The following is a 1,539-nucleotide window of genomic DNA, read 5'->3' on the forward strand; positions in this document are numbered from 1 at the left end:
CTCACCAGCTGTACCCGTCGTAGTTACTATCTCAATAACAGTGTCCTCATCACTTGGGTTACTTAAGGTTACAGGAATGGTTACCGTACCAGCATCTTCATCTACAATCACATCTTCGATAGTCACGGTTGGAGCATCATCGTTATCGATAATCGTTACCGTTCCACTAGGATCTGTATTATCAGTGTTACCACTTGTTACCGTTCCGTCTACTGTGAAGATTTCATCATCCTCATCAATCTCATCATCTTCAATAGGAATCACAACTTCTCCAGTAGTTTCTCCAGCAGGAATTATTACGGTTACAATTGTTTCTTCATAATCATCCTCACCAGCAGTACCCGTTGCAGTTACTATTTCAATAACAATATCCTCATCACTTGGGTTACTTAAGGTTACAGGAATGGTTACAGTACCAGCATCTTCATCTATTATCACATCTTCGATAGTCACGGTTGGAGCACCATCGTTATCGATAATCGTTACCGTTCCGCTAGGATCTGTATTGTCAGTGTTACCACTTGTTACCGTTCCGTCTACTGTGAAGATCTCATCACCCTCATCAAGTTCATCATCCTCGATAGGAATCACAACTTCACCTTCAGTCTCTCCTGCAGGAATCGTTACCGTTACAATCGTCTCTTCATAATCATCCTCACCAGCTGTACCAGTCGTAGTGACTATCTCAACAACAGTATCCTCATCACTTGGGTTACTCAAGATTACAGAAACGGTTGCCGTACCAGCATCTTCATTTACAATTACATCTTCGATGATTACTGTAGGCGCATCATCATTATCTACAATTGTAATTTCGCCTTGAGCGATATCATTATCTGTATTACCGCTAGTCACCGTTCCATTTACAGTGAAGATTTCATCATCCTCATCAATCTCATCATCTTCAATAAGAATTACAACTTCTCCAGTAGTTTCTCCAGCAGGGATTATTACGGTTACAATTGTTTCTTCGTAATCATCCTCTCCAGCAGTACCCGTCGTTGTTACTATCTCAATAACAGTATCCTCATCACTTGGATTACTCAAGGTTACAGGAATGGTTACCGTACCAGCATCTTCGTCTACAATCACATCTTCGATAGTCACGGTTGGAGCATCATCATTATCTACAATTGTAATTTCGCCTTGAGCGGTATCATTATCTGTATTACCGCTAGTCACCGTTCCATTTACAGTGAAGATTTCATCATCCTCATCAATCTCATCATCTTCAATAGGAATTACAACTTCTCCTTCAGTCTCTCCTGCAGGAATTATTACGGTTACAATTGTTTCTTCGTAATCATCCTCACCAGCAGTACCAGTCGTTGTTACTATCTCAATAACAGTGTCCTCATCACTTGGATTACTTAAGGTTACAGGAATGGTTACAGTACCAGCATCTTCATTTACAATCACATCTTCGATAGTCACGGTTGGAGCATCATCATTATCGATAATCGTTACCGTTCCACTTGGGTCTGTATTGTCAGTGTTGCCACTTGTTACCGTTCCGTCTACTGTGAAGATCTCATCTTC

General features: G+C 40.9%; 1 protein-coding gene. It reads right to left on the minus strand.

Annotated features, from left to right (window positions below; all coding sequences use genetic code 11):
* A partial coding sequence (locus tag Q0948_RS14840; protein WP_298491415.1) for a Calx-beta domain-containing protein occupies positions 1–1,539 on the minus strand: 1,539 nt, incomplete at both ends.

The sequence above is a fragment of the uncultured Dokdonia sp. genome (assembly GCF_947496725.1).
Classification (GTDB): Bacteria; Bacteroidota; Bacteroidia; order Flavobacteriales; family Flavobacteriaceae; genus Dokdonia.